Source organism: Mesorhizobium tamadayense (genome assembly GCF_003863365.1).
Lineage (GTDB): Bacteria > Pseudomonadota > Alphaproteobacteria > Rhizobiales > Rhizobiaceae > Mesorhizobium > Mesorhizobium tamadayense.
Window position 1 is genome coordinate 34,378 of the sequence record NZ_RQXT01000059.1, and the last position, 7,681, is coordinate 42,058.

The 7,681-nt window shown below is 58.4% G+C and carries 6 protein-coding genes and 1 pseudogene; 6 read left to right on the top strand and 1 reads right to left on the bottom strand.

Annotation, left to right across the window (positions count from 1 at the left end; all coding sequences use genetic code 11):
• The first annotated feature begins 196 nt into the window (after positions 1 to 196).
• From EH240_RS31440 to EH240_RS31465, 6 genes are all read left to right on the top strand, one after another.
• The gene (locus EH240_RS31440; RefSeq protein WP_125005865.1) at positions 197 to 1,846 is read left to right on the top strand and encodes a putative bifunctional diguanylate cyclase/phosphodiesterase; all 1,650 of its coding nucleotides are present in this window, start codon (positions 197 to 199) and stop codon (positions 1,844 to 1,846) included.
• Between the two features lie 161 nt (positions 1,847 to 2,007).
• On the top strand, positions 2,008 to 2,529 hold the full coding sequence (locus tag EH240_RS31445; RefSeq protein WP_125005853.1) for a ubiquinone biosynthesis methyltransferase UbiE: 522 nt from the start codon (positions 2,008 to 2,010) through the stop codon (positions 2,527 to 2,529).
• Positions 2,526 to 3,704 carry a class I SAM-dependent methyltransferase gene (locus EH240_RS31450; protein ID WP_125005855.1) on the top strand — a complete coding sequence of 393 codons (1,179 nt, stop codon included), beginning with the start codon at positions 2,526 to 2,528 and terminating at the stop codon, positions 3,702 to 3,704. The genes EH240_RS31445 and EH240_RS31450 overlap by 4 nt, the downstream gene beginning before the upstream one ends.
• Positions 3,701 to 6,067, top strand: a complete 2,367-nt coding sequence (locus EH240_RS31455) for a SpoIIE family protein phosphatase (RefSeq protein ID WP_125005857.1) — start codon at positions 3,701 to 3,703, stop codon at positions 6,065 to 6,067. The genes EH240_RS31450 and EH240_RS31455 overlap by 4 nt, the downstream gene beginning before the upstream one ends.
• A 2-nt stretch (positions 6,068 to 6,069) precedes the next feature.
• Positions 6,070 to 6,630 carry a slr1658 superfamily regulator gene (locus EH240_RS31460; RefSeq protein WP_167484243.1) on the top strand — a complete coding sequence of 187 codons (561 nt, stop codon included), beginning with the start codon at positions 6,070 to 6,072 and terminating at the stop codon, positions 6,628 to 6,630.
• 18 nt (positions 6,631 to 6,648) lie between these two features.
• Positions 6,649 to 6,987: a slr1659 superfamily regulator gene (locus EH240_RS31465; RefSeq protein WP_125005859.1), complete on the top strand. Its 339-nt coding sequence runs from the start codon at positions 6,649 to 6,651 to the stop codon at positions 6,985 to 6,987.
• Positions 6,988 to 7,034: 47 nt separating this feature from the next.
• Here the strand turns inward: EH240_RS31465 and EH240_RS31470 are convergent.
• Positions 7,035 to 7,304, bottom strand: a pseudogene (locus EH240_RS31470) (transposase); the annotation flags it as partial.
• Between the last annotated feature and the right edge of the window lie 377 nt (positions 7,305 to 7,681).

Consider the following 7,681-nt stretch of genomic DNA (forward strand, 5'->3'; position numbering starts at 1 on the left):
GCTGCACACGGGGCTTGTTAAGAATGCGAGCCGAAAGTTTGCCAAGCTTGGCGGGTATGCTATTTTTGAACTGGGGGACGCACATTGGCACCGCCTATGGAGGTGGCACTTGCATCCAAAGGCATCAGGCGCCGGCAAGGAGAGTGAGGGGCCTTCTAACGCTGCCTATACCGACGAAGCGCTTCTCGCAGACCTTTTGGCGAACACGACCGAACTTTTGTCGTTCTATAATCGCAACTTCCGGCTGACGCACTACGCAGCCAGGCTCAAAGGCATGTATGGAGGCGCGGTGGCGCAGGGTGCCGCCATTTGGGAGATCTATCCGAGCTTCCTCGATTCGAGCTGTCGCGACGAATTTCTTCGGGTGTTCCAGGGCGGCTCTCCGACAAGCATCGACTTGCCGCGACAATCAGGCGAAGCGCCTCGGTCCGTTTTCGTCTTTGGCACTGCTAATGGTGTTGGAATCAGAGAAACGAGGGAGCACGGTGGGCGGAGCGCAGCGGAGGAGCAGGAGCACGTAATTCTGCTCCATCAGGCGACGCACGACGTGCTGACCGGACTGCAGAATCGGCGGCGATTCGGCGAGCGGCTGCAGCAAGCACTGGCGGCCATCGGCGGACCAAAGCCGAAAGCCGCCCTACTGCAAATCGACCTTGACGATTTCAAAGCGGTCAACGACACGCTCGGCCATGGAGCAGGCGACACGCTTCTTCAGCTCGCGGCAGGTCGAATCCGCGACGCGCTGCAGGACGGCGAATCTGCCTACCGGTACGCCGGCGATGAGTTCGCTGTCATCCAATTGGGCAAGGAGCAGCCCGCGGAAGCCGAACGTCTTGCCGGATCGCTGGTCGACGCGTTCAAGGAGCCGTTCGTCATCAACGGCATTCCCGTCTTCGTTGGCTCGAGTATCGGAATTGCATTCGGCCCGGAGCATGGGACCGACGGCGAGCAGTTGATGAAAGCTGCCGACATTGCTCTTTACGCAGCCAAGACGGATGGACGCGGTTGCGCTCGAACGTTCAACCGTTCGATGCTGCTCTTGCTCGAGCAACGCGAGAATCTGAGGCGCAGCCTTCGAACCGCGCTGGAGCGGGGCGAGCTCTATCTTGAGTATCAGCCGCTCATTCGGCCACCGTCGTCGGTGATCGGTTTCGAAGCGCTGCTGCGGTGGCGGCACCCCGATGTCGGGATCATTCCGCCCAGCGTGTTCATACCCATCGCCGAGGCCGACGGTCTTATGGACCAGATCGGACGATGGGTGCTCGAGCAAGCTTGTCGCCAGGCATTGACATGGCCTTCCTCGCTGACAGTCGCAGTCAACCTGTCGCCGGCTCAGTTCCTGAGTGGTTCGCTGACAGACACGGTCGCTCAGGTCATCGACGCAGTTGGAATCCGAGCCGACCGACTTGAACTTGAGATAACCGAAACGGTTCTTCTTGAGAAGACGATCGACAATATCGATACGCTAAATACTTTGAATGTCTTGGGAATACGCATTTCGCTAGACGATTTTGGAACATACTATTCATCGTTGAGCTATCTCAAGAATTTTCCATTCGACACTTTGAAGATCGATCAATACTTCATCACGGACCTGGAGACCGATCTCAAAGGCCAAACGATCGTGCGATCGATCATCAATCTGGCGCACGGCTTGGGAATAAGCGTCACCGCCGAGGGCGTCGAGACGTCGGCACAAGCACGGTGGCTGATCAAGGAAAATTGCGATTGCCTGCAGGGCAATCTTCTGGGGCGGCCACTCGATGCCGACGCAACGAGCGATTTCGTCAGGCGGTCCGCGCCGAAGGGGGGACGAGCGATGGAGGAATCAAATCGGGCGCTCTAGCGCTTGCACCCTTGTAAAGCGGAGAGTTGTAGAGACGATCGAAGCAGATACCGCGCAGTTCTGGTTATGCGGGACTGGCGCATCACGAGGCGATCAAATTTCCGTCTCGGAGGTCATTGCGCCACCAGAGCTCAATACGGATGGAATAAGGGAGGATGCCGATGGGACCCGTTCATCATGACCTGGCTGGCGAGCCGACTTTTGAGCCGATGATACAGATCGACATGGAAGTCAGAACTTTTGTCTCCGCCTGGAGACACTGCGACTATGTCTCGACATATATGGCCCGGATGATCAGTCAAAATCGATCAGACTCGGTCCGCCATTCAAATCTCTTCTCCTCTGCGTTCAACGAATTGCTGGAAGTCGCGTTTCGTACGCGCCATGCCGATGGCGAATTGGCATGCAGGGTCTCTCGCCATGGCGCGACTGATAGGATCGAGCTGACATTTCCTTGCCTGCCGGAGGAGCGACAATTCTATCAAGAAGCCGTGTCGCAAGTCGCCGGATTTGAAGCCAGGGAACGATACCTTAACTCCGTGTCCGGGGATCTCGCCCCCAGCCGGGAGGTCGTGCTCCTGGAACTGGCTGTCGACTACAACGCAACACTCAGGGTCGAGGAAGCCGACGGCGATGCGGTCAAGCTTGTCGTGGATCTACCGCTTGAGGGCCTTGAACATTGAGCCCTTACAACCTCCTTCCACGCTTCAAGGCGCAATACGACGCGAACAACCAGGAGTTCTCCATATCCGGGGTGGTCCGGCCCCAGGCGATCGATGAGCTCGGGCCCAGCCTTACGTTGCTTCGCGATGCCATTGGTCGTGTGCGCGGCGTTCTCTACGTCAATGTCAGACGCCTGACGCAGATGAACAACGCTGCATTTCACGTCTTTTCGAGGATCATCATCGACGCCTGCCGCGCTCGACCCGAGCTCAAATTTGTCGTCATCACGTCAAGCGTCGTCGGATGGACCTCGCGAAAATTCGGTCGCTTGAGCGGAATCGAACCGAACATCACGGTCGAGGAGTATGACAGCCAATTCTATCCGGGGCAGGGCTTTCTCGAGGAAGGCGGGTTCGTCCCAATCCTGCGCACGCAGACAAAGATGACATGGCGCCACGAGCGCGCAATCTTGCGGCGACACGGCATGAGGCCCGGGATCGTCATGGCCGACATCTGTTGCGGGATCGGTGATTTCGCCGTGCTGGTGCAAAAGGAGTTCCAGCCATCGCGGATCGTCGCCCTCGACCACTCGATATCAAGCCTGAACTATGCTCGACGAGTGATGCGGGAGTTCGATATCCGGGGCATCGAATATACCTATGGCGATGCGTCGGAAATGCTGCTTGACGAAGCACAGTTTGACCTGGTCACCTGCCGGCATTCCTTACAAATCTTCAATCGACCTGAACTGATCCTCAAGGAACTCTACCGCATATGCAAGCCAGGCGGCCGGGTCTACATCACCAACGAGAAGAATTCGCATTGCCTCGGCGAGCCGCGCGCCGAAAGCATTGGATGGACCTACAACGAGGTGGCGAAGCTGTTCGGGTATTTCGAGATGGACGTCGAGCTTGGGCCGAAGAGTCGGCGATATCTGATCGAGGCCGGATTCGAAGACATCCGTGTCGAGACCTTCATGGTCACTAACCTGGACGGCGATCCGCAGGACTTCGCCGATGTCATTGAAGCCTGGGCAAATGTCTATGCGGGCGAAATGGCTGCCAGACGCGGCGACGGACCGGAGTTCGTTGCACGGTTCCGGCAGGGCTTTCAGGACCACATTTTCGCCGCGCTCCACCCCAAGGGTTATGCGGGTTGGCCGATCTGGGTCGCATCGGGGCGACGGCCGCAATGAAAGCCGACAATGAGCCTACACCGCGTTTCGGCCTGCGCTCCTTTCGAGCGAAATTCGTATTGGTCGTCGGCGGCGCCGTCCTGTTCGACCTCCTGCTGAGCGGTGGCCTGGCGCTTTGGAACGTTCAAAAGCTGTCGCGCGACGCCACATCGGAAGTCGGTGAGGGCCTGACGAACGCAAACCAGGAATATATTCGTTCCTATGCCGAGTCGACAGCGTCAAGTGTCGACCTGTTGCTCGATCGAGTCCATGGGGACGTCAAGGCGCTGGCCGGCGTGCTGCAGGCCCAGATCGACGATCCGAGGAGACGGCAACAGGTCGGAGCGACCCTTTCGCGTGAGGCACCCGACTCCGTGAAGGTCGTCTACGACGCGCACGGCGATTGGGCGCAGAACCTGCCGGGCGCGCCCTCCGTGGTAAGCGTCTGGGGCTACCTGCTGGGCGCCGACCACAATCCGCTGCCGAGCGTTCAGCAGGAAATTGAAGACAGTACCGTGATCGATCTCGTCGCGCCGACTCTCATGGCCAGCGGGTCGTCCAAGCTGCAGATGTACTATATTGGTCCAAAGGAACGGCCGATCTTCAGGACGGTACCATATACGGATCAGGCACAGACCTTCGACCGGCTCTATCCAGGCCACAACAAGGCGGAGTTTTGGGAGTTCTTCTTTCCGGGAATCTATGGGTCATGGCAGCAATGGGCCAGCGATCCAGCCTCACGTCCGGTCCCCGACGACATTACGCAGACGGCGCCATACACCGATGCAATCACGGGAAAGCTGATCGTCAGCTTTTTCCACCCGTTGTGGACTCGCGATCGCACCGGTATCGCCGGTACGGCGGGGGCAGACATCACCCTCGATCAGCTCGCGGAAGTCGTCGAACGCGTGAAGATCGCGGAAACCGGGTTCGGCTTCCTCACGATGTCGACTGGCAACGTGGTGGCGATCAATCCGTCGGGCCAGGCGATCATCGGCCTGACGTCATCAAGCGATGCGAGTACGCAGGGGGTTACCGGCCTGGAGAGGTCCCTGCGGGCAAGCACGCAGCCGGCTATCGCATCGCTGCCTCTCGACCGGAACAATGACGGCGTCATCCAGCACATCATGCTCGACAGCAAGGGCGAACACGTACCCTACATTGTCGTCCTCAAGAGGTTGAAGCCGACCAATCTGTGGAGTTCGGGGCCTATCAAGTCCGAGACGATGTCGGTCGGGATCGTCGTTCCCGAACGGGAGATCTATGCGTCCCTGTTCGCCGCGCAGCAGAGTATTTCGCGCGCAACCAACCGTATCCTGCTCTTTCAGATCGGTGCGATCGTTGTTTCGCTTCTGATTGTCTTTGCGGCCGTGCTCGGAATTTCGAAGCGGATCACCGCGGGCCTCAGGGCGCTCGCCAGCGCCGCTCAGAGGCTCCAGTCCAAAGACTATTCAGTGCGTGTGAGCATTCCAACACGCGACGAGGTTGGAGCGGCAGGGATCGCCTTCAACCGCATGGCTGAGCAGATCAGCTTTCATACGGAAAACCTCGAGCAACTCGTGGACGAACGGACCAGGGAGCTCGGGGACGCAAATCAGGAGATTTCCGCACTCAACGAAAAGCTGCGGGACGAGAACGTCCGCCTCGGCGCCGAGCTCGCGGTTGCCCGGCAGATCCAGATGATGGTCCTGCCGAAACCATTCGAACTCGAAGCGATTCCGGGGCTGGAGATCGCAGCCTACATGCGGCCGGCCGACGAGGTCGGCGGGGACTACTACGACGTCCTGCAGAACGGATCACGGGTCAAGATCGGCATCGGCGACGTGACCGGTCATGGTCTCGAGAGCGGCGTGCTGATGCTGATGGTCCAATCCGTTGCACGCGCGCTGCAGGAGGCCAACGAAGGTGATCCGCACCAGTTTCTGGTTCGGCTGAACAGGGCGATCTACAAGAACATCGAGCGGACGAACACCAATAAGCATCTCTCGCTGGCCTTTCTTGACTTTGAGGATGGGCGGGTAACGCTATCCGGCCAGCATGAGGACGTTCTCGTCGTGCGCGCGGATGGGGATGTCGAACGAATCGATACGCTTGATCTGGGTCTGCCGGTTGGCCTGGAAAATGACATCTCGCAGTTCATTGACACGCGTGACATCGTGTTCGGGAGCGGCGACGTGATCGTGTTGCACACCGACGGTGTGACCGAGGCGGAGGACGAGGACAGAAGACTGTTCGGGTTCGATCGCCTCTGCCGGAGCGTGCAAAAGCGTCACGGCAGCAGCGCCGAGGAAATCAAGACCGGGATCATCGAGGATCTGATGGCCCATATCGGAATCCAGAAGATCCACGATGACATCACCCTCGTGATCATAAGGCACACATAGAAATGACAGCGCTGTTCGGTACCCCTGACATTGCAATCGGGATGAAGGAGAGTGTCAGTCGCGTGCGGCTGTTCGACGGACCTCTCGACTTGAGTTGGCGTCATTGTGCTACGACCTCGGACTTCATCGCCGATCTTTTCGCGTTGCGCTTTCAGTCGTCCCGCAATGACTACATGGAAGTGCGGCATAGTATCGGATATCTGGCCAACGAACTCATCGAAAATGCCGTCAAGTTTCGCGCACCGGGCGAGATCGTGATCGAGGCGTCGATGGATTCGGAGTGCTTCAAGCTCAAGGTGTCGAATGACGTCGATGGTGAAAACGCGTCCGAGTTCCAAAGCCTCCTGGCGGACATCACGGTTGGCGACCCCAAGGACCTGCTGATACAGCGGATTGAGGCGAATGCCGCGAACCCCGACGTGGGGCACTCCGGGCTCGGATTGCTGACGTTGATGAGCGACTATGGCGCGCGCCTGGCCTGGATATTCAGTTCCGCCGACGAAAACGATCGGATCTGCCTGGAGACATATGCCTCCATTCCGATTTCCCAGACCCAAAACTAGATGAAACGAAGCCAGGCTATGGAAATCAAGACCGACGACTACCGCGTGTGGACTGAAGGAAGCGACATATTTTTCGACGGTGCAATGCGGCTTGCCAGTTCCGAGGCCGGTGCGCCGATCACGGCTTTGGCGACTAGCGTTCTTGCCTCAAATCCGGCTTCCATTACGCTCAATTTGAAGGACCTACACTTTCTCAACTCTTCCGGCATCAATCTGCTGGCGAAATTCACCATCGAGGTGCGCAAGCATCCCGATGTTCGCCTCGTCGTGCGCGGAACGCCCGACATACCCTGGCAATCGAAATCATTGCCGAATCTGAAGAAGCTGCATCCCGCCTTGGTGCTATTGATGGACTGACAGGTTTGTCCGGAAGTCAATGTGCCCCTTCAATCGTCAGTTGATCGATCGAGCGCGTTCCTGAGGAAGTGCAGGTAGCAGCGCTGCCAGGCGGCTTCGGGGATGACCTCGCCGATCGCCGCGACAAGGCCGGCATGGTCGTCGGACACGACCAGTTCGACTCCTCTGAGGCCGCGCGCCTTCAAGCCGACGAGGAAGTCCTTCCAGGCCGAGCGGCTCTCGCGATTGGCCATCTCGACAGCCAGGATCTGGCGCCTGCCATCCCAGTCGACGCCGACCGCGATCAGCACCACCTGGCTCATCACGACGCCGGCTTCCAAAGCAGGGGAACGGCCAACCAGTTGCTGGCTTTGGCGTGGAACCGCAAACTTTCTCCGAAGTTGTGCAGGAAAAGGAATCTGTGCGATGCCGAAATCGCCGAAACGGGAAAAAGCACGCAAACCAACACCGCATAATCCCAGTCCACAAGACAAGCCGCCAAGGGACACGCGTGAAAACCCGGCGCCGAACCCAGATGGCCCCAGCGAATTACCCGATACGAGCACGCGAGAAGAGGTCGAGACAATCAGGCCCAATCTGAAGCGTTAGTGAACAGAAGTTCGATCCGAGGCTGAGATCCGAGATATGATCGGTCGCGGTTGCGCCGATGGCTTCTTTATGCCTGGATGCCTGGAAATCCTGATCTGCAGGTTTT

Excerpts from the sequence above, each read along its gene's own strand:
- EH240_RS31445 (WP_125005853.1), top strand. The coding sequence starts at position 2,008 with ATGGGACCCGTTCATCATGACCTGGCTGGCGAGCCGACTTTTGAGCCG.
- EH240_RS31455 (WP_125005857.1), top strand. The coding sequence starts at position 3,701 with ATGAAAGCCGACAATGAGCCTACACCGCGTTTCGGCCTGCGCTCCTTT.
- EH240_RS31460 (WP_167484243.1), top strand. The coding sequence starts at position 6,070 with ATGACAGCGCTGTTCGGTACCCCTGACATTGCAATCGGGATGAAGGAG.
- EH240_RS31465 (WP_125005859.1), top strand. The coding sequence starts at position 6,649 with ATGGAAATCAAGACCGACGACTACCGCGTGTGGACTGAAGGAAGCGAC.